A 22,303-nucleotide genomic window follows, 5' to 3' on the forward strand; every position below is an offset into this window, starting at 1 on the left:
TCTGGCTGATGGAATTTCAGCGCCGTGGCGTCATGCTGGTCATCGCTTCGCCCTCGGGCGCCGGCAAATCTTCCATCTCGCGCGCTTTGTTCGGCGCCGATCCCAATATCAAGCTGTCCGTTTCGGTCACCACCCGCGCCCGCCGCACCGACGAGGTCGAGGGCAAGCACTACTATTTCATCGACATCGAGACCTTCAAGCGCATGCAGGCCGATGGTGAATTGCTGGAATCGGCCGAAGTCCACGGCAATTTCTACGGCACGCCCCGCGCCCGCGTCGAAGAACAGCTCGCTGGCGGCAACGATATCCTCTTCGACATCGACTACCAGGGCACGCTCCAGCTCTACAAGAACAGCCGCAAGGACATGGTGACGGTCTTCATCCTGCCGCCCACCATCAAGGAACTACGCGCCCGCCTCGAACGCCGCGCCCAGGACAGCGTCGGCACCATCGAAAAGCGCCTGCACAACGCCCGCCGCGAGATGGAGCACTTCAACGAATACGACTATGTCATCGTCAATGAAGACCTGGAAAAATCCGTCGCCCGCGTCCGCTCCATCCTCGTCTCCGCCCGCTTGGAGCGCGAACGCCAACTGAACTTGTCCAGCTTCGTCAAGGACTTGCAGAGCCAGATCGATTCTCTTTGAGAAGGTGAAGCGCGGGATGAACTACGAATATCCCGCTTGCGGCCCCACCCCACCCTCGATCCCTCCCCATCAAGGGGAGGGAAGCGCATGGGCCATGTCAGTGTTCCAATACCACCCCGGCCACCGGACAGGCTTCCCTCCCCCTTGTGGGGAGGGGAGTGAGGGTGGGGGTGTTTGGCCCCGACATAAGTACGCTTGCTCCCCCTCAGCCCTACGCCTTCACTGAATACTCAGTAGCCCTCATGGTGAGCCTGTCGAACCATGAGGGCGTGGCGCAATGACCCCACCCGCCATCCGCCGCGGCACGCCGGCCTTCCTGCGCGCCAACATCGCCTTCTTCCTCTCGGCCTTTTCGGTCTTCGCCTCGCTCTATTCGGTGCAGCCCCTGTTGCCAATGTTTGCGCAATATTGGGTGCGCGATGCCGGCACCGCCTCGCTGGCCCTCTCGGCCACCACAGCCACCATGGCCGTGGCCCTCATCCCCGCCAGCCTGCTCGCCGACCGCCTCGGCCGCCATCGCCTGATTGTCGGCGCGCTGCTCATCACGGCTATCCTTGGCATGCTGCTGCCCTTCACCCAGGTCTGGTGGCAACTCATCACCCTGCGCACGCTGATGGGGCTGACGCTGGCGGGCATCCCCGCCGTGGCCATGGTCTACCTGTCAGAGGAAATGGCCCCCGAAGCCCTGGGCTATTCCATGGGCCTCTATATCGGCGGCACGGCCATTGGCGGCATGGCCGGCCGCGTCATTTCCGGCATTCTGTCCGATTTCCTCGGCTGGCGCCTCGGCACCGGCATTCTCGCCGGGCTGATCCTCGCCGCCGCCATTGCCGTCGCCATCCTGCTGCCCAAGCCGCGCCAATTCGTCCGCGACCCCATCGGCCTCGCCACCCTCTGGCGCCGCTGCCGCGCCAGTTTCGACGATGCGGCTCTGCCCTGGCTCTTCGCCAGCGCCTTCCTGCTCATGGGCGGCTTCGTGACGCTCTACAACTATGCCGGCTTCCGTCTGGCTCTGCCGCCCTTCCTGCTCAGCCACTCGGCCATCGCTGCGATATTCCTTGTCTACCTGCTGGGCAGCGTCAGCTCCACCTGGGCCGGCGGCCTGTCGCAACGGCTAGGCCGCAGAAGGGTGTTCTGGGCGCTGGTCGCGCTGATGGGGGCAGGCATGGCCGTCACCATGTTCGACAACACCATCATCGTCATTCTCGGCCTCGCCATCGCCACTATGGGTTTTTTCGCCGCCCATGGCGTGGCCAGTGCCTGGGTCACCCGCCGCGCCCGCATCGGCAAGGCCCAGGCCTCGGCCATCTACCTCGTCGCCTATTATCTCGGCGCCTCGATCCTCGGTACGCTGGGCGGCTACGCCTGGACCGCCTGGGCCTGGTCCGGCGTCATGCTGGTCAGCGGCGGCGCCGCTCTGCTGGCGCTCCTAGTCGCCATCAGGCTCGCTTTCGTGCCAGCTTTGCCCATGCCGGAACATCCGCCGGAGCCGCCAGCGGGGGCGTAGTCCGCCCAGATTTCAGCACTCTGCCGAGCTGTGGCCTTGTCGCCCTCACAATGCGATGTTACATAATAGTTCAACATTTCAGGATTGAATGTCATGGCGAAAACCATACGTGCGGCGCTATCTCCAGGCATTTTGAGCCATACCCGGCTCAAGAAGTCGGGCGGATCGCTGGTTATGACCGTGCCGGCAGCGGCGCGTGACACGCTGCATCTGCACGAGGGCCAGGAATTGACCGTCAAGGTCGAAGACCAAAAGCTCGTTTTGGAACCAGCAGTGCGGCGCCCGAAATATACGCTTGAGGAACTGCTGGCTCATTGCGATTTCGACGCCCCCCTTAGTGAGGAAGAACGCGCCTGGCTTGACGCTCCTCCCGTTGGTCGGGAACTCCTGTAGCAATGGAGCGAGGGGAGATATGGCATTGCGACTTGTCACCGGCCGCCGGCCGCGAGCAGAAGGGTCCGCACTATGTGCTGATCGTGTCGCCTCGGGCCTTTAACAAGGGCGGTGTACCTCTGGTCTGTCCGATAACCACCGTCGGGAATTATAGCCGTATGAGGGGCTTTGCTGTGAACCTCTCTGGTGCCGGCACTGGCGTAACCGGCGTTATCCAGGTGGACCAGTTGAGTGCATTGGACATGATTGCACGCAAGGGCAAGCCCTCGGGTGATGTGGTCCCTGACTTTATCATGGAAGATGTCTTGGCGAAGATTGCCACGATAGCGCAATAGGCTGGGATGAAGCGGGGTTACCGCAACCCCGGCAGCGCCCTTGCCATGGCCAGAAACGCCTCCACCGGCAGCTCCTCGGCCCGCTCGTCCCCCTTGAGCCCGCCGGCCGCCAGCAGGCCGTCCACCGGCACCCCCGCTGCCTTGAGGCTCTGCCGCACCATCTTGCGCCGCTGGCCGAAGGCCGCACGGGTGATGTGTTCGAGATTTTTCACCGTCACGTCATCGCCCACCGGCTTGGGCACCAGATGCACCACGGCCGAGGTCACATTGGGCGGCGGCACGAAGGCCTGCCGTCCCACATTGAAGGCAATCCGCGCCTCGCTGCGCCATCCCGCCAGCACACCCAGCCGCCCATAGGCGTCGTCGCCCGGCCGGGCACAGATACGCTCGGCCACTTCCCGCTGGAACATCAGCGTCAGGCTGTCGAAAAAGCTCGGCCACGGGTCCAGCGTCAGCCAGCCGGTCAGCAGCGGCGTCGCGATATTATAGGGCAGGTTGGCGATGATCCGCGTCTTGCCGTCGGCCAGCGCGCGATAATCCATTTCCATGGCATCGCCGCTGATCACGGTCAGCCGGCCCGGATAGGCCTCTGATATCTGCGCCAGCGCCGGCAGCGCTCGCGCATCGCGCTCAATGGCGATTACCTCGCGCGCACCTTCGGCCAGTAGCGCCCGCGTCAGCCCGCCCGGTCCCGGTCCCACCTCGATGACGCGCACACCCTCCAGCGAGCCCGCCACGCGGGCGATGCGTGCCGTCAGGTTCAGGTCGAGCAGAAAATTCTGCCCCAGCTCCTTCTTGGCGCGCAGGCCATGCTCGGCGATCACTTCGCGCAAAGGCGGCAGCCTGTCGATCTGGCTCATCGCGCCGCCGTCATCGCATCGGCCATTCTGATGGCCGCGAGGAAACTGGCCGGCGAGGCGCGGCCCGTGCCGGCCAGGTCGAAGGCCGTGCCATGATCCGGCGAGGTCCGCACGATGGGCAGGCCCAGCGTCACATTGACGGCATCCTCGAAGGCCACCGTCTTGATCGGGATCAGCGCCTGGTCGTGATACATCGCCACCACAGCGTCATAGCGCGCCCAATGGGTCGGGTAGAACAGCGTATCGGCGGGCAGGGGGCCTTCCACCCCGATCCCCTCGAACTGCAACTGCGCCACCGCCGGCCCGACGATTTCCAGCTCCTCCCGCCCGATGCCGCCACCTTCGCCCGCATGCGGGTTGAGCCCGGCCATGCCGATCTGCGGATTGGCAATGCCGAAGCGATGCTTGAGGTCATGCGCCACCACGCGCACGGTCTCGACGATCAGCTCTTTCGTCAGCAGCCCGGGCACGTCCTTGATCGGCACATGGATGGTGACCGGCACCGCGCGCAGGCCTCCATGCGCCAGCATCATCACAGGCAGATGCGGCTTGCCGCCATTGGCGCACAATTCGGCGAGGAATTCGGTGTGGCCGGGATGCTTGAACCCGGCATGGTAGAGCGCGCCCTTGTGGATCGGCGCCGTCACCAGCCCGCGGCAGGTTCCCGTCAGCGTCGCCGCCACCGCCATCTCGATGGCGCCGATCACCGCCCCGGCCGAAACCTGCGAGACCTGTCCCGGATGGTCCTGCACCAGCCCTTCGACCTGTGCCACCGGCAGGGCATGGGCGAAGACCGCCCCGGCACCCGCTGCCCCGACATCGGCGATATCCACGTTCAGCCCCAGCCGCAGCGCCCGCGCCCGCAGGAAGGGCGCATCGCCGAACAGGCAGAAGGGTGGCAGCTTCAGTTCATCCCGCCGCGCATAGAGCGCCAGGACGATATCGGGACCAACCCCCGCGGGTTCGCCCATGCTGATGGCCAGCGGCATGTCCATCTCGGCCCCCAGGCAAGAAGACCTCGGGCCCCGCGGGGCCCGAATGCTTAGTTATAGATGATCTTGGCGCGGGCGCGCAGGTCCGCCAGATAGGTCGAAACCTCGCCTTGCAGTGCCTGGTTGCCCTGTTCGGCGCGCAGGTCGCTCTTGAGGAAGGTCAGGTCTTCGGCCTGCGTCTTCTCGCACACGGCCAGCATCGACACGCCCGATTCAACCACGCGCGGCTTGGTGATGCCGCCAACATTCAGGCCCGCCAGTTCCTTGGCAATGGCTTCCGGCATCTGCGTGGCATGGCGCCGGCCCACATCGATGACGGCCGCGTCGGTATAGCCGAGCGACAGGTCCACCGCGCTGTCGCAGCCGGCGAATTTCGAGCGGTAATTATTGGCCTGGCCCGAGCGTCCGCTCGAACCGGCACCCACGAAGATGATTTCCTTGAGGATATAGTCAAAGGTCTGGAAGGCCTGCACCTGGCCCGCCGCCTGCTGGTCCAGGGCAAGTTCCGAAATCTGCACCTGCGGCATGATCGCCCGCTCGGTCACTGCGTTCCACGCAATGGCGGCGCGCAGGCGGTCCTGCAGCGTCTCGGTGCTGACGCCACCCTGCTGCAACAGCGCGACCAGCTTGTCCTGGCTGACATTCATGTTGCGGGCGATTTGCAGCAGCGCCTCGTCGATCTGCGCATTGGAAACGGTAACGCCCAGCCTTTTGGCCTCTTCGACCTGCAGGGCTTCGGTGATCAACTGTTCGGTAGCGCCGCGCGAACCGGTCTTGTTGCCTTCGATGGCGAACAGCTTAACGCGCGCCGCGATCTGCAGGTCGGTAATGGGCGTGCCGTTGACCGTCACGCGCACATTCTGCGCCATCGCCGGCAGTGCCGCGGCAAGGCTCAGGACCATGCCGATGATCATGGCGCCGGCAGCGCGCCCCCAAACAGTCTTGGCCATTGTCAGTATCCGCCTCGCGTCAATCCACCCGCCCTCAATGGGGCGGGAATAGCGCGCTGTCAATTGCCCCATGATTGAGGCCAAAATCCGATAATCCTAGAAATCCGGAACCGCCACGGCGCCCGAATAGCCGACATTGAGCCCCGCCGGTGCCTTGAGTCGGAACGTGGCGGTGAGCCGCGTGTCATTGGGCGAGGTATGCGTCGGCCCGGTGCGGGTCGCATTGGCGCCGATCACCAGATAGCCATCGTCATAGACCACGCCACCGCCCACCTGCAGCCAGTTATTGGCCGTCAGGTCCCAATAGCTGTTGGCTTTGATCGACCAGTATTCCGCCACCGGCACGGTCACTTCCCCGCCGATTTCCTGCCGCGGCAGCACCATGCCCTGGCCCGGATTGGCTTCCATATAGGTATAGCCCAGCGCCGCGCCCCAGCCGTCCTGGTTGTAGCTGGCGCTCAGCCCCGCCCGCGCCACCTGCAGATCGGCCGGATCCACCTGCAGCTTGCCGCCGACTTTCACCCCCGGCATGAACGAGCCATAGGCTCCCAACACCGCATAGGACGCGGTCGCATCCATGCCCGAACCCACGGCCGTATTGGCCTGTCCGGGCGTGGCAAAGGCATTCGCCCCCGCGATATGGAACGATTGCCCCGCGATCAGCTCGATATAGCCGCCATCGGCGAAATTGGCCTGGTAGCGCCCGCCCACCGTGGCCCGCAGCCCGGTCTCCTGCCGGTCGCCGCCCGAAAAGCGGTTATAGCTGAACAAATTCGTGTCATCGAACACGAAGCTCTGCGCATCGTCATTGGTAATGCCGACACTGGTCGTGTCCGAGCCACGCCACGCCACCTGCGCAATCGGCTCGATCAGGTGCACCGTCGAGCCATCGCTGGCCGCCATCGGGAAGCGCACATCCATCGCCGCAATGGGCGTCGCGCTCCACAGCGTCGTCGCCCCCGGCAGCAGCGGGCTGGTGCCGTCGTAATAGGCCACATCCGCCCGCCCGCCGAGATAGGGCGTCGCGACGAACCCGCCGCCGCCGATCCACTGCGTCTGCCAGCCAGCCTGCAGGCTCAGATGCTGCTTGTTGCCCTCGTAGCCATAGACATAGGGCACGCCATTGACCGTCCTGGTCGCATCGGCGCCGCGCTGCACGCCCAGCAGGCGCCCGCTGATCTCGACCCGCCCATTGCCCGGCCCCAGCTCCTCGATATGGGAGAAGCGCAAGGCCGGCAGGGTCGAGCCCTGCTGCGCCTGCGTCGACGCCGCCACATCGCCCAGCAGGTTGAATTGCTGCACCCGCGCATCGATGAACGTGTCGTCATTCACCTGCGTCGCATAGACCTGGTTGACCGTCGATTTGCCGACAGTGAGCAGGTAATCCTTCAGATAGGCCGCGTCGGTGAAAGCCGTATAGCTCCAGCCGACCGTCCAGTCCGTCACCGGCTTGAATTCGCCCGAAGTCTGGATCGCCCCGCGCCAGTCGCGCTTGGCTTCGGCAAAGGTGAAAGCCGTCTGGTCGAGCTGGTACAGCCCCGAAGCCTTGATCTGGAACGAGCCGCTGTCGAAGCGCTGGATCCATTCCGCGCCCATCAGGAAGCCCTGCCGGCTCATCAGGGTCGGCGTCAGGATGATGTCGGTCCAGCGGCTGGCATAGGCGTAATAGGGCACTTCCAGCACATGCCCGGTCTTCTCGCTATAGTCGTAGCGCGGCATCCGCAAATTCGCGAGCGCCGACTCGCTGGTGTCGGGCAGCCACAGATAGGGCAGCCACGCCACCGGTATCCCCAGCAGCGACAGCGTCGGCTGTTCGAGATAAAGCGAGCCGTCCTCGGCATTATAGGTGATGCGTGATGCATTCACCGACCAGCCGATGCGTCGTCCCGCATCGTCGATACACTCCCCGCAGGGGGCGTAGCTGGCCTGTTCCATCAGCGTCCGCAGGGCGGCGTCATAATCCACGCTGTCGGCGGTGATCCGCGCCCCGTCATAGGTGGTGATGGTCAGCGAGTTGAGGAAGGCCTGCTTCATCCCGCCGGTTATGTCGAGATCGGTCATGTCGGCGACATTGCCCGACGGGTCGCGCACACTGACTGCGCCGACGAATTTTACCGAATTGCTGGCCCGGTCATACACCAGGTTCTGCCCGGTCACCGTATAGCCGCCCTGGCTCAGCACCACATCGCCATTGGCGGTGATGATGTTGGTGCGGCTGTCGAAAGTCAGCGTATTCGCCTCGACCCCCACAGGGGCGGCGGGGTTGACCGGGGCGCTGAAAAAATCGCGTGGAACAATGCCTTGGGCGAAAACGCTTGTGCTCAGGGTAAGCGCAAGCAGCGCGCTGGCCCAGGCCAGGCGGCGCGGCGGCATCCCCCTTCTCGCCTTCGCCTTCATATTCACGCGCGCCCGTCTTCCTTGTGTAGCAACACCGTCACGCCGATGACGATGGCCACGAACGCCGGTCCGACTGCCGCAAACGTGGGATCGAGAACGCCGGTCGACCCGGCACGGTCGGCCATCTCGGTAATCACGAAAACAACGAACCCGAGCACGATCCCGTAAAGGACCGCTGGACCATAATTAGAGCCTCTTCGATAACCTGCGGTAAACGCAAAAGCAATGAACAGCGAGCCCGTCAGCACCAGCGGCAGCGCCAGGAGCTTGATGAGGCGCATCGTCGCAGCGGTCCTTACGCTGCGGTCGGAAACGCCGGTTCGCAGCAGTTCGGCCAGTTCGAAGAAGGTCAGGTCTTCGGTGGAGGACAGTTTCAGCCCCAGTTCGGCCGCCGACGAGCTGGTGGGCACCCGGTAATTGAACACCCTTTGCGCCGGCTTGTCCGGGTTACGAACCACCGCCTCGGGAAATACCCATTCCCCACCTTCGAGCACCGCTTCGCTGGCCTCGACACGCTCTTCGGCGCTGTCCCCCAGGTGAAACAGTGTCACTTGGCCCAGCACCGAGCCGCCCGGCCGCATGCCGGTGGCCATCATCACGTAATGCGTGTCTCCACTGCGCTGCTCGAGCCACACTTCGCCCGGCGGCGTCAGCAGCGCCGTCTGTCCCGGCGGGGTCGGGTAGAGCTGCCGGTTGAGCTGCGTGCTGACCGTTTCGAGCCCCAGTGCCACCACCAGGCTCACCAGCGCCAGCGCGATGACCGGCGCCCGTACGATGCGCCAGATCGACAACCCGCTGGCCTGGATCACCGTCAGCTCATGCTTGGCCTTGAGGTCGAGAAAGCCCAGCGCGGCGCCCATCAGCACGGTCACCGGCAGCGTCTTGATCGTCCATTTCACCGCGCTCGCCGCCACCATGACCAGCGCCATCGGCACGCCATGCGCATCGGCCACGAAGTTGAACCGCCAGGTGTCGAGCGACTCCACCAGCGCGATCAGCCCGTAGAACACGAACACCGTCACCCCGATGCGGCTGCCGAGCCGGTTGAGCACCAGCCAGTCGATCCGTGTCATGGCGCCACCGCCACGGGCAGGGCGCGGGGCCGGGTCCGCACCAGCAATGCGACACCCGCGATCACGATCATCGCCAGTGCGCCCGTTGCCGTGCCCAGCGGGCTATAGGCGCTGATGCCCCGCTCGCCAAAGGCGATCAGCAGCACGCCCGCCTCCATCGGCACCGGGATGCGCGCCCGCCTGCCGCTCGGAAAGCCCATCAGCGCCAGCATCATCATCGCCATGCCGATCACCCGCAGCCCCTCGGCCATACGATTGGCCAGTAGCGTCAGCAAAGCAGGGCTCCACCGCCCCGTCGCCATCGCCTCGCCGACCAGCGACGGCGTGTCCCGCTCCAGCATCGGATTGCTCTGGCCGATCGGTTGCGACAATTGGTCGACATTCACGTCGTAGCGCCCGAAGGTGATCTCCGAAAACCGCCCCTTGTCGCTGTTATATTGCAGCGTGCCATTGCGCAGTTCGAGCACATAGGTCTGCCCGTCGCTCGCCACCCGCGCGGAGTCCGCGATATAGGTCCGCCGCATTTCGGGGTCCCGCCGGTCATCGGCAAAGAATTCGCGGATTTCCCCATCAGGCCCGCGCCCCCCGATCAGCAGCACCACGCCCGGCGTCACCTGGGTAAACCGCCCCGGCCGCAGCGTCGAACTCACCAGGTCCGCCGCGATGCTGGCGCTGAGGGCATTGAGCTTGCGATAGGCATAGGGCTCGACGAAATTCGACAGCAACAGCACCCCGACCACGCCCGCGCCGGCTACCACAGCCGTCGCCCGCCACAGCGATCCCAGCCCGTAGCTGGTATGGATGATATGCAATTCCCTGTTAGCCTGCAGCGCCTGCAGCGCCCGCGCCAGCCCGATGCCGACGCAGACATAGAAAAAGGCAATGGCCAGCGGCGGCATCGTATAAAGCGCCTGCACGCCCAGCACCCAGATGCTCTGCCCCTTCACCGACACTACGTCGAACGAGCGCAGGCAGTTGACCAGCCACAGCAGGAAGCACACCACGCCGAACAGGATCAGCGCGTCCGTCACGAACAGGCGTGCAAGATAGGCTGTCAGTCTCTTCATGCGGTCGGCCAGTATCTCCGGTGCGAGCCGGACCTTGGTGCAGTTCGCCGCCCCAGACAAGCGCACACAACCTTATACGCGGAATTGTCCGCAGCCCTGTTGCCCGATTGACGCTGCGATACCCGTCAGGAAACCGTACGGTACGGCTTTGCCCACCCTCCCCCTTGAGGGGAGGGTAGCGGCGCTCAGCCCAAAGGGCCGTAGCAGAGCTGGGGAGGGGGTAATCTTGCGACCGCAGTACCCAGTGCCCGGGCTTTCCCCTTCTCCCCTTGAGGGAGAAGGTGCCCGAAGGGCGGATGAGGGGTGTCGAACTCTCCCGACGCTCGGAAGCATCGCTTGAGGACAACCACCGCCACCCGCTTTTGCGCCAACGGCCCGCTAGTAGTATGGAATACTCCAATCTCACCACCGCGCGAATCTCGCCCGCTCTGCCCAAGGCCCCCAATGTCCCAGTCCATCACCATCCGCACCGCCGCTCATGCCGGCGTTCCTGCGGGTCTCACCGTCATCTACGCTGCCGAAAACGAAGCGCCATCCGGCGCCGCCGCCACCGTCTGGGCTGCGACCGGCCTCGCCTGGGCCGAAACCGCCGAAGCCGGCGCCTTCAAGGGCAAGCAGGGCCAGGCACTCGATGTGCTGGGGGCAGGGGGCAAGCGCCTGCTCGTCCTCGGCCGCGGCAAGAGCGATGCCGATGTGCCCCTCAATGGCTGGACCGACCGGGGCGGTTCGCTGCTGGCCAAGATCGCCGCCACCCGCGCCGAAACCGTCGCCGTCGTCATCGACGAGCCCGGCGCCACACCAGCCGCCATCGGTGAACTCGCCGCCGGCCTGCGCCTGCGCCACTACCGCTTCGACAAATACAAATCGGCGAAATCCGACGACGCCCCCGCCGCGCTCGCCGTCACCCTCCACGTCGCCGATCCCGCCGCTGCCGATGCCGCCATTGCCGATCGCGGCGCTACCGTCGATGGCACGCTCCTCGCCCGCGACCTCATCAACGAACCGGCCAACGTCCTCGGCCCGGTCGAATTCGCCGCCCGCGCCGCCGAACTCGCCAGCCTGGGCGTCGATATCGAAGTGCTCGAACCCGAAGCCCTCGAAAAGCTCGGCATGGCCTCGCTGCTCTGCGTCGCCCAGGGTTCCGACCGTCCGGCCCGCCTCGTCGTCATGCAATGGCGCGGCGGCGATGCCGGCACCGCCCCGCTGGCCTTTGTCGGCAAGGGCGTCGTCTTCGATACCGGCGGTATCTCCATCAAGCCCGCCGCCTCCATGGAAGACATGAAGGGCGACATGGGTGGCGCCGCTGCCGTCACCGGGCTCATGCTGGCGCTGGCCACCCGCAAGGCCCCGGTCAACGTGGTCGGCGTCATCGGCCTGGTCGAAAACATGCCTTCGGGCAAGTCCGTCCGCCCCGGCGACATCGTCAAGGCCATGAGCGGCACCACGATCGAAGTCATCAATACCGATGCCGAAGGCCGCCTCGTTCTGGCCGACGCGCTCTGGTACACGCAGGACCGCTTCAAGCCCCACTTCATGATCAACCTGGCGACCCTGACCGGCGCCATCGTCGTCGCCCTCGGCCACGAACATGCCGGCCTCTTCTCCAACAATGACGAACTGGCCACCCGCCTGCTCGGCGCCGGCATCGCCGCTAACGAAAAGCTCTGGCGCATGCCGTTGGCCCCGGCCTACGACAAGCTGATCGAATCCAAGTTCGCCGATATCCGCAACTCGGTCGGCCGTCCCGCCGGCTCCATCACCGCCGCCCAGTTCCTGCAGCGCTTCGTCAACGACACGCCCTGGGCCCATCTCGACATTGCCGGCACCGCCTTCGGCGCCGGCAATTCCGAGGTCAACACCTCCTGGGCCCCCGGCTTCGGCGTCGCCCTCCTCGATCGTCTGGTCAGGGATCACTACGAACGGTAAAGCTGTAACCTCAATAGACCTCATGGTGAGCTTGTCGAACCATGGGGTCGTGGCATGGAGCCTTGTGTGGCTGACGTCCTCTTCTATCACCTGGAACCTCGCCCGCTCGAAGCGGTCCTTCCAGCCCTGCTGGAAAAGTCCATCGAGCGCGGCTGGCGTGCTGTGGTGGAAGTCGGCTCCACCGAGCGGGCCGAAGCGCTCGATTCCCATCTCTGGACTTATCGCGAAGACAGCTTCCTCGCCCATGGCCTTGCCGGCGACGAGACCGACGCGCATCAGCCCGTCCTCCTCACCACGGGGTCAGACAATCCCAACCACGCCAATGTGCGGTTTTTCGTTGACCGGGCAGTGCCCCAGTCAGCCGACGGCTACGAGCGAATTGTCTATATGTTTTCAGGACACGACCCCGACGCCGTGGCCGAAGCGCGATTAGCCTGGGTAGCTCTCAAAGCTAACAGTACGTTAACCTATTGGCAGCAGGAAGCGAATGGCCGCTGGGTCAAGAAAGCCTGACCGTTAGGCCATCTTGCCGTAGAGTTCGTCCACCATCTGCGCCACCTTGATGGCCGAATAGATGCTGCCATAATTGATATTGCCGTTCGAAGCGACCAGCGCTCCGGCAGCCACGGCCGGCAGGCGCTGCCACATCGGCTCGCCATCCAGCAGGGCCGCGCCTTCCGGCGACGTCGTCGCCAGGATGATGCCATCGACCTGGCCCAGCGTGTCGCCAAACGCTTCCGCAGGGGTCTCGCCCGCATCATAATCCTGCCCTTCGGCCGGCGGGATCGTCCTGGCGCCAAGATCGACAAGTACCTGCGGCTGCAGCATTTTTGAGCCGTTCATCATGTAGAATACGCCCTCGGCCGGCTGCACGCTGACCACCGTTCTGCTTGCCAGTTTCTCGCCATGCCGCGCCTTGATATCGGCGATCAGCGCGTCGTATTCGGCAAAGGCTGCCTCACCTTCTCCCTCCCGGCCCAGCAGGATCGCCAATTCACGGAACGCGTCCTTCCAGGGCTTGTCGTTCGAGGTGGTCACCACGGGCGCTATGTCGCGCAGCCGGTTGGCCGGCCACCATACGCTGTCCGGATCATAATCGGCGCAGATGATCAGGTCAGGATCCGAAGCCAGCACCTGCTCGATGTTGATTTCCGAACCATAGAACTCCAGTCCAGCGGGAACCGGCACCCAGCTTCCCGGCGTGGAATGGCCATAGCCCACCACCGGCAGGCCCAGCGCCAGCGCCGGCTGCAGGTCGAGCCGCGAGTCGATGGCGACGACACGCTTGGGCGAAACCGGGATGTCATAGGTACCGTAAATCGTTGTGACCGAACGGGTTTCCTGCGCAAAGGCGCGGCCCGGCAGCATGGCGCCGAGCGCCAGCCCGGCGGTTCCGAGCGCGAAATTACGACGATTGAGCTTGATGGACATCGGGATCGTTCCGGAGCGTTTTCACTAGCCCGCTACTGGATCCACTTTTAGTTGAGTGTCAATATCAACTTATAGCCGAAGCGTCAGAATTTGGAGGTCTTTTCCTTGCCCGCACCCGTCTGGCGCGGCACCGGGGCCACCGCCTCGGGCATGTTGGCCTCGTAGAGTTCCATGAAGTCCTGCATCATCTCGTAGCAGAAGATGACTTCCACCGTATCCGGATCGTAGAAGGCATTGGCCTCGCCGCAGCGCTTGGCGGTGAACTGCACCGGGTTGCGCAGGCTGTAATTGTTGCGCAATTCGTCGGCCACCTGATCGAACACGCCGCTCGATTTGAAAGCGTCTGCCGCTGCTCGCAGCCGTCCGCCGGCATCGCGATAGGTCACGGTAACCTCGGTGCCGCGCCCATTCTTGTTGCCGCGCCCGCCCAGCAGGCCCTTGAAGGCCCGGTCCACCGTTTCATAGTCCCAATAGCAGCTGTCCTGCCGGTCGCGCTCCATGCGGTATTCGTTGGCGATGGGCCGGAACGCCGTCTCATCCATGCCCACCATCAGACAGACGATCTGGTAGGCGCGCTGCTTGTCGAGGCTGTGCCCGGCGGCATAATCGCTCTCGTCGCCACCGCTGTCATAGGCAACGCCCGACAGGATCCAGCCCTGCGCGGAATCGGCCAGCGCCCGGTCGCTTTCCGGCGTCCGCTTGTTGAGCAGGGTCCAGGTGGCCATGTTGTCCGCCGCATCCTCCTCCCGGCCCAGAATGGGCAGGTCGAGCTGGTGGAACAGTAGATGCGCTACTTCGTGATAGAGCGTGAACAGGCTGTTATTATAGGCAAAACGCCGGATTTCCGCGCGCTGCGCCTTGGTCACTTCCTGCGCCTGCGCCAGCCCGGGAATCCAGAGCAGGCAGACGAGGAGGGCAAGGAGCAGCTTGGAACCAGGGCGGCGCATGATGCACTTTCGATGGCGTCTTGGGCTGCCAGCAAATGGCAACCGCGTGTCACTGTCAACGGGCAGCCGGCTTCAGGGTTAGTGCTTTCCCGGCGCCCAATCCTTGTCGGCCAGCTCGAAGCCCGAGAACTCGAATCCCGGCGCGACCGTACAGCCGACCAGTGTCCAGGCCCCCGTGCTGACGGCCGATTGCCAGGTTCCCGTGGGCACCACGACCTGCGGGCGCTGCCCGGCATCGAGGTCCGGCCCCAATACATGTTCATCCACGCTTTGGCCGTCGGAAATCCGCAGCTTCAGCGGCGAACCGGCATAGAAGTGCCACACCTCGACCGCGTCGATCCGGTGCCAGTGCGACGCATCCCCGGCCTCGAGCAGGTAGTAGATCGCCGTCGAACGCGCCCGGCCGCCGGCCTTTTCGCCATCCTCGAAGGTGCGCGCAAACCAGCCCCCTTCGGGATGCGGGCGCATCCCCAGGGTAAAGATCACGTCCTTGGCGGCGAGCTTGCTCATGCGCGCTCTGCTTCCTCCAGCTCGGCGCTCAGCACCAGCCATTGCTCTTCGGTGGTCTCAAGATCGGCCGCAAACCGGGCCTTGTCCTTGCCCAGCGCAATCAGCCGGTCGGGTGCGCCGTTGTAGACCTTGGGGTCCTCGAGCTGGGCATCGATTTTGTCGATTTCCACCTTCAAACGGGCAATCTTGGTTTCCGCATCCTTAACGGAATTCTTGAGCGGGGCGATCTCGGCACGCCGCGCCGCGGCTTCCTGCTTGCTCAGCTTCCCCTTTCCCGCGGAGCCCTTCGGCTCCTTGGTCGAGGTGATGTTGCGCTGATAAGTGTCCAGATCCTCGTCCAGTTCGCTGATCGTGCCGCCCTCGGCGATCCACAGCGTATCGCAGGTCGCCTCGATCAGGTGGCGGTCGTGGCTGATGATCAACACCGCGCCCTCATAGTCGTTGAGCGCATGCACCAGCGCATCGCGGCTGTCGATGTCGAGGTGGTTGGTCGGCTCGTCGAGGATCATCATCCCCGGTCCGTTGAAGGTGATAATGCCCATCAGCAGCCGCGCGCGCTCGCCGCCGGAAAGGTTCTTGGCCTTGGTGTCCATGCGGCTGGTGGTCAGCCCCATCTGGTTGAGCCGGCTCCGGCGCCGCGCTTCATTGTCCTTGGGCATCAGGTCGACCATATGCTCGAGCGGCGTCCATTCCGGCTGCAGCTTGTCCATCTGGTGCTGCGCAAAATGCGCGATTTCCAGCTTCTTGCCCTTGTTGAATCGCCCGGCCATCGGCGCGATGTCGCCCGCCAGCAGCTTGGCAAAGGTCGACTTGCCATTGCCGTTGACGCCGATCAGCGCGATGCGGTCATCGGGATCGATGCGCGTCGTGATGTTCCGCAATATGGTCTTGTCGCCATAGCCAGCGGCCACGCCATCCAGCGTGATCATCGGGGTAGGGGGCTCGTTTTCCGGCTGCTGGAATTTGAACGGCGCCGCATATTCGTCGAACATCGCCGCGGGCGGCTTGAGCTTCTCGATCATCTTCATGCGCGACTGGGCCTGCTTGGCCTTGGTCGCCTTGGCCTTGAAGCGGTCGACGAATTTCTGCAGATGCGCAATCTGGTCCAGCGATTTCTCGCGGCTCTTGTTATTGAGCTCCATCTGCAGCCGGCGGGTATTCTCGAACGTGTCGTAATTGCCCTTGTAGAAGGTCAGCTTGCGATGCTCGAGATGGATGATCGAGCTGACCGACTTGTTGAGCAGGTCGCGATCGTGGCTGATCATGAAGACGGTATAGGGATAGGTGGCGAGATACTTTTCCAGCCACAGCGTGCCTTCGAGATCGAGATAGTTGGTCGGCTCGTCCAGCAGCAGCAGGTCGGGCTGGCTGAACAGCACGCCGGCCAGCGACACGCGCATGCGCCAGCCGCCCGACAGCTCATGCGTCGGCGCATTCTGCCGGTCCTGCTCGAAGCCCAGGCCCTTGAGAATGGCCGAAGCCCGGCCCTCCGCCGAATAGGCATCGATATCGGCCAGGCGCGTATAGACCTCGCTGATGCGGTCCGGGTCGGTTGCCGTCTCGGCTTCCGCCAGCAGCGCCGTGCGCTCCTTGTCGGCCGCCAGCACCACGTCGAGCACGCTTTCATTGCCGGCCGGCGCTTCCTGCGCCACCGCTCCGATCCGTGCCTTCTTGTTGAGCTCGATCGATCCGGCATCAAGGCCGATATGGCCCTGGATCAGGTGGAACAAAGTGGTCTTGCCCGTGCCGTTCTTGCCGACGAATCCGGTCTTGGAGCCAGTCGGCAATACCACCGAGGCGTCTTCGAACAGTTCCCGGCCCTGGATGCGATAGGTGAGGTTGTTGATGGTGAGCATGGTCAGGCAATCTGAGGAGAAAGCAGGCTGCAGCAAGCAACGGACGAAACCGTGGCAACCGGCCTGCGACAAAAGTGTTGCCGTTGGATAGAGTTAAGCGACCCTTATGGCAACCGGCTTTGCCGCATGGCCGCTGCCCGCATCAGGGCAATAGAGCCGGCAGCTCCGCCAGGAAACCCTCGCGCACCACCGGCCCCAGATTGTCGGCGGTCCGCTTCCCGTCCACCCGCAACCGCGCGAACACCACGACATCCTCGCCCCGCTGCGCCCAGCCGACGAACCAGCCCAGCGGCTGGTCGCGATAATAGAGTCCCTGACCATCCGACACCCAGCCGCTGCCGGTCTTGCCGCTGACCGACCAGTCTCCGGCCTCGAAAGCAGGCAGGATCGCCGCCGCCCAGGCCTGCGCATTCGTATTGAACGGCAACCCGCCCTGCAGCAGCCGGCGTATAAAGGCGACCTGCTCGTCCGGCGAGATGGTCAGCGATGCGCCGAGCCAGCCATGCGTCAGCCCGTTGTCCTTGCCCGGTACGCCGGACACGTCCCCATTGCCATAGCCGAGTTCGGCGACATAGCGGCCGAACGCCTCGCTCCCCAGCAGGCGCGTGATCTCGCGCGAATACCACAGCACGGAGTCCCGCTCCCACATGGTCGGGTCCACCGGCTTGTGGTCGCGCTCCGGCGCCGTCAGCCCGGCATGCCATTCCCAGCGCGGCGTCTCGCCATCGATGAGAATGCCCGCCTCATAACCGATCACCGCCAGCGGCAGCTTGAAGGTCGAGAATGGTGCGAAACGCTGGTCGCATATGCCCTCCCGCACCAGTGTGGTCCCACTATGCCCATCGAGGATAACAGTACAATTGACCGGTTCCGCCGCCATGGCGCTGCCGGTGGTCAGGCCGAGGGCAATGATCGGCAGGATATGAAACAGGCGGTGGACCATGACGCTTGGTTTCCGTTGAACGCTTTTGTCGGGCGACTAACGCAACCGGCATGTCGAAAATGTGGAGCCTGTGCCGCAGCCGCCGGGAATGTGCCGCACACGGCCCGTCTTGCGCCCGTCAAACTCTCCCGTTACAAGGCGCCACCTTTTCCAACAGACCCATTCAAGGATCGACCCTCATGGCGCTCGAACGCACCTTCTCCATCATCAAGCCCGATGCCGTCCGTCGCAACCTCATCGGCAAGATCATCGCCAAGTTCGAGGAAGCCGGTCTCCGCCCGATCGCTCTCAAGAAGATCCACATGACCCGCGCCCAGGCCGAAGGCTTCTACGCGGTCCACAAGGAACGCCCCTTCTTCGGTGAACTGGTCGAGCAGATGATCGCTTCGCCCGTCGTCGTGCAGGTGCTGGAAGGCGAAGGCGCCATCCTCAAGAACCGCGAAGTCATGGGCGCCACCAACCCCGAAAATGCTGCCGAAGGCACCATCCGCAAGGAATTCGCCCTCTCCATCGGCGAAAACTCGGTCCACGGTTCGGACGCGCCGGAAACCGCTGCCACCGAGATCAAGTTCTTCTTCAACGACGACGAACTGGTCGGCTGATGCCCTACGTCAACGTTCGTATTCTTGAAGACAACGTCACTGCCGAACAGAAGGCCGACGTGATTGCCGGGATTACGGACGTGCTCGTGCGTGTTCTGGGCAAGAACCCGGAAAAGACGTTCGTCGTGATCGATGAAGTTCCGCTCGAGAACTGGGGTCTTGGCGGCAAGTCCGTCGCCGAGCTGCGCAAGCAGCCCAAGGCCTGACCGGCCCCCGGATCGAAACACCAGGCCGCCCGCCGGGCGGCCTTTTTGCTTTGATTGTGCTATACCCATCCAACCGCGAAGGCCGAGGAATTTTCTCGGTGCGGCAATGACGCCAAATGATTGGTCGGCGTCCAAGAAAGCCAAAAATGTCCCTGCCTGAAACCATTCTCCCCCCGCTCGCCCGCGCGCTCGCCGCCAAGGGCTACGAAACCCTGACGCCGGTACAAGCTGCCATCATCGAAGACGAAACCGCTGGCCGCGACCTGCTCGTCTCCGCCCAGACCGGCTCCGGCAAGACCGTCGCTTTCGGCATGGCCATCGCGCCGACTTTGCTTGAAGACGCCGAGCGCTTCACCGAAATCGGCGCGCCTTTGGCCCTCGTTATCGCACCAACCCGCGAACTGGCGCTCCAGGTCCAGCGCGAACTCGATTGGCTCTATGCCGAAGCCGGCGCCCGCACCGCATCCTGCGTCGGCGGCATGGATGCCCGCACCGAGCGTCGCGCCCTCGAACGCGGCGCCCATATCGTCGTCGGCACGCCTGGCCGCCTGCGCGATCACATCACCCGCGGCGCCCTCGATATGTCGGCTTTGCGCGCCGTCGTGCTCGACGAGGCCGACGAAATGCTTGATCTCGGCTTCCGCGAAGACCTCGAATTCATCCTCGACGCCGCCCCCGAAGACCGCCGCACCTTGCTCTTCTCCGCCACGGTCCCCAAGCCTATCGCCCAACTGGCCAAGACCTTCCAGCGCGATGCCCTGCGCGTCGCCGCGACCAGCGCCAGCGAGCAGCATGCCGATATCGACTACAAGCTGATGCTGGTTCCCGCTGCCGAGCGCGAAAACGCCATCATCAACACGCTGCTCTATTTCGAGGCCGTCAACACCATCGTCTTCGCCTCCACCCGTGAGGGCGTGAAGCACTTGTCTGCCCGCCTGCACAATCGTGGCTTCGACGTCGTCACCCTCTCGGGCGAACTCTCCCAGGCCGAGCGCACCAATGCGCTGCAGGCCATGCGCGACGGTCGCGCCCATATCTGCGTCGCCACCGACGTCGCCGCGCGCGGCATCGACCTGCCCAATCTCGATCTGGTCATCCATGCCGACCTGCCGACCAATCCCGATACGCTGCTGCATCGCTCCGGCCGCACGGGCAGGGCGGGGCGCAAGGGCACCTGCGTCATCATCTCGCCGATGCATCGCCGCAACGTCGCCCAGCGCATCCTCAAGACCGCCCGGCTCGACGTGTCGATGATGCAACCGCCCTCCGCCGAGGAGATCGAGGCCCGCTACCGCGAGAGCATTCTGTCGAGCGAGGCGCTCACCGCGCCGGCCACCGAGGAAGAAACCGCCTTCATCGCCCAGCTCATGGCCCGCCACACGCCCGAAGCCATTGCCGCCGCCTATCTGCGCCAGCAGCTCGCCGCCCGCCCGGCGCCCGAGGATGTGTCGGACGCCCCGGTCTTCGACAAGCCCGGCGACAAGGACCCGCGCACCCGCGAACGCTTCGAGGGCGGCACCTGGTTCAAGGTTTCCGTCGGCCGCAAGCACAAGGCCGAGCCGCGCTGGCTGCTGCCCATGCTGTGCAAGGCCGGCGGCGTCACCAAAACCGCCATCGGCTCCATCCGCATCTTCGACACCGAATCCATCTTCGAGGTCGCCGCCCAGAAGGCCGATGCCTTCGCCAGGAGCATCGAGAAGAACGGCTCCGGTGAACGCGGCGTCACCATTTCCGCCGTCGATGGCCCCGGCGAACGCCGCTCCGGCCCGCCGCCGTCCCAGCGCCGCCCGCCCGGTCCCATCGAGCGCTACGACCCCAACGCCCCGCGCCCCGAGCGCGCCGACCGCAAGGCGCGCTACGGTTCGGCTGGGCTCCGGCCCGGCGATTTTGCCGAACCGGCCACCGGCGCCTGGGACCCCGCCGCCGAACCCGCTCGCGCGCCAAAGCCGGATACCGACAAGCCCCGCGCGCCAAAGGCCCCCAAGGCCCCACCCAACAAGGACAAGGGCAAGCCCAAATGGGCCGGCAAGGACGGCGCCAAGGCCAAGAAGGACCACAAGCCCAAGCGCAAGCCGCAAATCTGATCTCTGAGGCCTCATGGTGAGCTTGTCGAACCACGAAGCCGGTCCCCCGACGTCCGGAGAGAAAACCTTGCTCCCCACCATCTTCAGCTTCTGGCATGGGCCGATGAGCTGGCTCGAGGCGTTGTCCATCGCCTCGTTCAGCCGCCGGGGTCATCGCGTCGAGGTCTATTCCTACGATCCCATCCCCGATCTGCTGGCCGGCGCTGTGGCCTGCGATGCGGCCGACATCCTGCCGCGCGAGCGGCTGATGTTCTACAAGGGCAGGGGAACACCCGGCGTCTTCTCCGATCTCTTCCGCATGACCGGCCTGCGCCAGCAGCGCGGCGTCTATGCCGATCTCGATGTCTATTGCGTCCAGCCGATCGTCGGTCCGCCCGACTATCTCATGGCTTACGAGCGTCCCGGCTCGGTCAATGGCGCGGTCCTCCACATCCCGGCCGATGCCCCGCTGCTCGATGACCTGCTCGGCATTTTCGTCGCCGGCCCGCGCCCCCTGTTCGAGCCGCACCTGCCGATCTTCCGCCGCCTCGAAGTCGCGGCGCGCCGCCTGATGGGCCAGCCTGTCCCGCCCGAATACATGCAATATGGCGCCACCGGCCCCATGGCCCTGACACATTATGTGCGCCAGCGCGCCCTGTCCGGGCATGTCCTGCCCAGCTCCGCGCTCTATCCGATCCCTTATGAGGGCATTCCGGCGCTCATGCAGCCGGGCTCCAGCACCGACACGGCCATAAAGCCCGATACGCTGGCCATCCACCTCTGGCGCAGCCAGCTCACCAATCGCGGCCGGGCCGATATGCCCTTGCCACCACCCGACAGCGCCATGGCCGAACTCTGCCGGCGCGAGGGCCTCAACCCGGCGGCTTTCTCCTAAGCGGGCTCAGCCTGTTTCCGGCTGGCCGCAATCTGCTTTGCCAGCAGCGCAATATCGTCCGCGAACTTGGTGGCCCCGGCTTCCATATGCTCGGGCCATTGCCCGAACTTGCGCAATAGCGGCACGAAACGCGCCACATCGGCCTTGTCCCATTCGCTGAGGAAATCCCCCAGGATCAGAAATTTGTAGGCGCGCACCGCCTCGATGATCGCCCGGCCGGCATCGGTCAGTTCGATGATCGTCCGCCGCGCATCCGCCTGGCTCACCGCCCGGCGCGCATAGCCCGCCTCGACCATTTCGCTTACCACGCGGCTGGCCCGCGACGGGTCGATCCCCAGCCGTTCGGCCACGGTCGCAACCATAGTCTCGCCCGCGCTGTCGCCGAACTGCGCCGCCGGCGCCTCTATGGCCACCAGCACATCGAACTGCGCCAGGTCGATGCCCACCTTGAGCTCCACCAGCGCGCGATGCCCCAGCTCGCGCCGCATGGCGCGGCGCCGCCAGTTCTGCATCAGCGCATCGATGCTGATCACCGCTTCCACGGTTTCCGCATCCACGCCGGCCTTGCGCAGCAGGGCATTCATATCGGTCTTGCCACCGGATAGGGGCATGGCAGTCCTCGCAATTTCACATGCTTTCGACAATTACGTGCTATTGACATGCAATTGTCGGGGGCAGATATATGCCGCAATAATTCATACTG

General features: G+C 64.6%; 22 protein-coding genes. 10 read left to right on the forward strand and 12 right to left on the reverse strand.

Going from position 1 to position 22,303, the window contains the following annotated elements:
- Positions 1-8: 8 nt before the first annotated feature.
- From gmk to FPZ08_RS03225, 4 genes are all read left to right on the forward strand, one after another.
- Positions 9-647, forward strand: a complete 639-nt coding sequence (gene gmk, locus FPZ08_RS03210) for a guanylate kinase (RefSeq protein ID WP_246132795.1) — start codon at positions 9-11, stop codon at positions 645-647.
- Positions 648-924: 277 nt separating this feature from the next.
- Positions 925-2,154, forward strand: a complete 1,230-nt coding sequence (locus FPZ08_RS03215; RefSeq protein ID WP_146288644.1) for an MFS transporter — start codon at positions 925-927, stop codon at positions 2,152-2,154.
- A 93-nt stretch (positions 2,155-2,247) separates the two neighbouring features.
- Positions 2,248-2,547 (forward strand): AbrB/MazE/SpoVT family DNA-binding domain-containing protein, encoded by a 300-nt coding sequence (locus tag FPZ08_RS03220; protein ID WP_056229423.1) that lies wholly within the window; start codon positions 2,248-2,250, stop codon positions 2,545-2,547.
- A 32-nt stretch (positions 2,548-2,579) separates the two neighbouring features.
- Positions 2,580-2,882 carry a type II toxin-antitoxin system PemK/MazF family toxin gene (locus FPZ08_RS03225; protein WP_246132796.1) on the forward strand — a complete coding sequence of 101 codons (303 nt, stop codon included), beginning with the start codon at positions 2,580-2,582 and terminating at the stop codon, positions 2,880-2,882.
- Between the two features lie 17 nt (positions 2,883-2,899).
- On the opposite strand, the gene rsmA is transcribed toward FPZ08_RS03225, so the two are convergent.
- The 6 genes from rsmA to FPZ08_RS03255 form a co-directional block, all read right to left on the reverse strand.
- A complete protein-coding gene (gene rsmA, locus FPZ08_RS03230) occupies positions 2,900-3,742 on the reverse strand; it encodes a 16S rRNA (adenine(1518)-N(6)/adenine(1519)-N(6))-dimethyltransferase RsmA (RefSeq protein ID WP_146288646.1) in 843 nt (280 codons plus the stop codon).
- Positions 3,739-4,737 carry a 4-hydroxythreonine-4-phosphate dehydrogenase PdxA gene (gene pdxA / locus FPZ08_RS03235; RefSeq protein WP_146288647.1) on the reverse strand — a complete coding sequence of 333 codons (999 nt, stop codon included), beginning with the start codon at positions 4,735-4,737 and terminating at the stop codon, positions 3,739-3,741. Before pdxA ends, rsmA begins: the two co-directional genes overlap by 4 nt.
- Before the next feature lie 47 nt (positions 4,738-4,784).
- Complete coding sequence (locus tag FPZ08_RS03240; RefSeq protein ID WP_186767192.1) at positions 4,785-5,684, reverse strand: peptidylprolyl isomerase; 900 nt, start codon at positions 5,682-5,684, stop codon at positions 4,785-4,787.
- Positions 5,685-5,780: 96 nt separating this feature from the next.
- Positions 5,781-8,057: an LPS-assembly protein LptD gene (locus tag FPZ08_RS03245; RefSeq protein WP_186767193.1), complete on the reverse strand. Its 2,277-nt coding sequence runs from the start codon at positions 8,055-8,057 to the stop codon at positions 5,781-5,783.
- Between the two features lie 26 nt (positions 8,058-8,083).
- Positions 8,084-9,154: an LptF/LptG family permease gene (locus FPZ08_RS03250; protein ID WP_146288650.1), complete on the reverse strand. Its 1,071-nt coding sequence runs from the start codon at positions 9,152-9,154 to the stop codon at positions 8,084-8,086.
- A complete protein-coding gene (locus FPZ08_RS03255) occupies positions 9,151-10,221 on the reverse strand; it encodes an LptF/LptG family permease (protein WP_146288651.1) in 1,071 nt (356 codons plus the stop codon). The genes FPZ08_RS03250 and FPZ08_RS03255 overlap by 4 nt, the downstream gene beginning before the upstream one ends.
- 444 nt (positions 10,222-10,665) lie before the next feature.
- Here FPZ08_RS03255 and FPZ08_RS03260 point away from each other — a divergent pair, with 444 nt between their 5' ends.
- Entirely contained in the window at positions 10,666-12,147 is a 1,482-nt protein-coding gene (locus FPZ08_RS03260; protein ID WP_146288652.1) for a leucyl aminopeptidase, read from the forward strand.
- A gap of 66 nt (positions 12,148-12,213) precedes the next feature.
- Entirely contained in the window at positions 12,214-12,660 is a 447-nt protein-coding gene (locus FPZ08_RS03265; RefSeq protein WP_146288653.1) for a DNA polymerase III subunit chi, read from the forward strand.
- 3 nt (positions 12,661-12,663) lie between these two features.
- Here the strand turns inward: FPZ08_RS03265 and FPZ08_RS03270 are convergent, their stop codons facing one another.
- The 5 genes from FPZ08_RS03270 to blaOXA all read right to left on the reverse strand — a co-directional run bounded on the left by FPZ08_RS03270 (position 12,664) and on the right by blaOXA (position 17,834).
- Positions 12,664-13,578, reverse strand: a complete 915-nt coding sequence (locus tag FPZ08_RS03270; RefSeq protein WP_146288654.1) for an ABC transporter substrate-binding protein — start codon at positions 13,576-13,578, stop codon at positions 12,664-12,666.
- A gap of 83 nt (positions 13,579-13,661) precedes the next feature.
- Positions 13,662-14,525 carry a DUF4344 domain-containing metallopeptidase gene (locus FPZ08_RS03275; protein WP_146288655.1) on the reverse strand — a complete coding sequence of 288 codons (864 nt, stop codon included), beginning with the start codon at positions 14,523-14,525 and terminating at the stop codon, positions 13,662-13,664.
- 78 nt (positions 14,526-14,603) lie between these two features.
- Positions 14,604-15,035, reverse strand: coding sequence for a cupin domain-containing protein (locus FPZ08_RS03280; RefSeq protein WP_146288656.1), 432 nt, complete (start codon positions 15,033-15,035; stop codon positions 14,604-14,606).
- Positions 15,032-16,891 (reverse strand): ABC-F family ATP-binding cassette domain-containing protein, encoded by a 1,860-nt coding sequence (locus FPZ08_RS03285; protein ID WP_146288657.1) that lies wholly within the window; start codon positions 16,889-16,891, stop codon positions 15,032-15,034. Before FPZ08_RS03285 ends, FPZ08_RS03280 begins: the two co-directional genes overlap by 4 nt.
- A 142-nt stretch (positions 16,892-17,033) precedes the next feature.
- Positions 17,034-17,834: a class D beta-lactamase gene (blaOXA, locus tag FPZ08_RS03290; protein ID WP_146288658.1), complete on the reverse strand. Its 801-nt coding sequence runs from the start codon at positions 17,832-17,834 to the stop codon at positions 17,034-17,036.
- A gap of 179 nt (positions 17,835-18,013) precedes the next feature.
- On the opposite strand from blaOXA, the gene ndk reads away from it, so the two are divergent.
- The 4 genes from ndk to FPZ08_RS03310 all read left to right on the forward strand — a co-directional run bounded on the left by ndk (position 18,014) and on the right by FPZ08_RS03310 (position 21,600).
- Positions 18,014-18,436: a nucleoside-diphosphate kinase gene (gene ndk, locus FPZ08_RS03295; protein ID WP_146288659.1), complete on the forward strand. Its 423-nt coding sequence runs from the start codon at positions 18,014-18,016 to the stop codon at positions 18,434-18,436.
- The gene (locus tag FPZ08_RS03300) at positions 18,436-18,642 is read left to right on the forward strand and encodes a tautomerase family protein (RefSeq protein ID WP_146288660.1); all 207 of its coding nucleotides are present in this window, start codon (positions 18,436-18,438) and stop codon (positions 18,640-18,642) included. The genes ndk and FPZ08_RS03300 overlap by 1 nt, the downstream gene beginning before the upstream one ends.
- A gap of 146 nt (positions 18,643-18,788) precedes the next feature.
- A complete protein-coding gene (locus FPZ08_RS03305) occupies positions 18,789-20,726 on the forward strand; it encodes a DEAD/DEAH box helicase (RefSeq protein WP_146288661.1) in 1,938 nt (645 codons plus the stop codon).
- A 67-nt stretch (positions 20,727-20,793) separates the two neighbouring features.
- Positions 20,794-21,600, forward strand: a complete 807-nt coding sequence (locus FPZ08_RS03310) for a hypothetical protein (RefSeq protein WP_146288662.1) — start codon at positions 20,794-20,796, stop codon at positions 21,598-21,600.
- On the opposite strand, the gene FPZ08_RS03315 is transcribed toward FPZ08_RS03310, so the two are convergent.
- Complete coding sequence (locus tag FPZ08_RS03315; RefSeq protein WP_210246851.1) at positions 21,597-22,211, reverse strand: MarR family winged helix-turn-helix transcriptional regulator; 615 nt, start codon at positions 22,209-22,211, stop codon at positions 21,597-21,599. The two genes, FPZ08_RS03310 and FPZ08_RS03315, sit on opposite strands and share 4 nt — an antisense overlap.
- Between the last annotated feature and the right edge of the window lie 92 nt (positions 22,212-22,303).

This window comes from Devosia ginsengisoli (assembly GCF_007859655.1).
GTDB classification, from domain to species: Bacteria; Pseudomonadota; Alphaproteobacteria; order Rhizobiales; family Devosiaceae; genus Devosia; species Devosia ginsengisoli.